This window comes from Pseudomonas sp. YuFO8, from assembly GCF_035065025.1.
Taxonomy (GTDB): domain Bacteria; phylum Pseudomonadota; class Gammaproteobacteria; order Pseudomonadales; family Pseudomonadaceae; genus Aquipseudomonas; species Aquipseudomonas putida_AE.
The window spans coordinates 1-417 of sequence record NZ_JAXDEQ010000163.1 but is presented as its reverse complement, the minus strand read 5'-3'; the positions used below and the strand labels follow the sequence as shown (position 1 = coordinate 417).

General features: G+C 59.5%; 1 protein-coding gene. It reads left to right on the top strand.

The window, feature by feature from the left end; all coding sequences use genetic code 11:
• Positions 1–417: CorA family divalent cation transporter (locus SOP95_RS31805; RefSeq protein ID WP_323609558.1), on the top strand; the 417-nt coding region annotated here is incomplete at both ends.

Here is a 417-nt window from a genome sequence, read left to right as displayed (position 1 = left end):
CAGGAAAGCCTGTGGCTGCATTGGGATCGCAGCCATCCGCAAACCCAGACGTGGCTGCGCAAATCCAGCGGCTTGAGCGAATTTGCCTGTGACTTGTTGCTGGAAGAGAACACCCGTCCGCGCCTGTTGCCGCTGCCGGACTCGGAACTGCTGCTGTTCCTGCGCGGGGTCAACCTAAACCCCGGTGCGGAGCCGGAAGACATGGTCTCGGTACGCATCTTTGCTGCCGCCAGCCGCGTGATTTCTCTACGCCTGCGCCCGTTGCGCGCCACTGACGAACTGTTGGTGCAACTGGCGGACGGCAAGGGGCCTAAGACCGCGTCGGAACTCATCCTTTATATGGCGCAGTACCTGACCAATAAAGTGCAGGATCTGGTCTCCGACCTGTCTGAAATCGTCGACGCTGAGGAAGAAAAA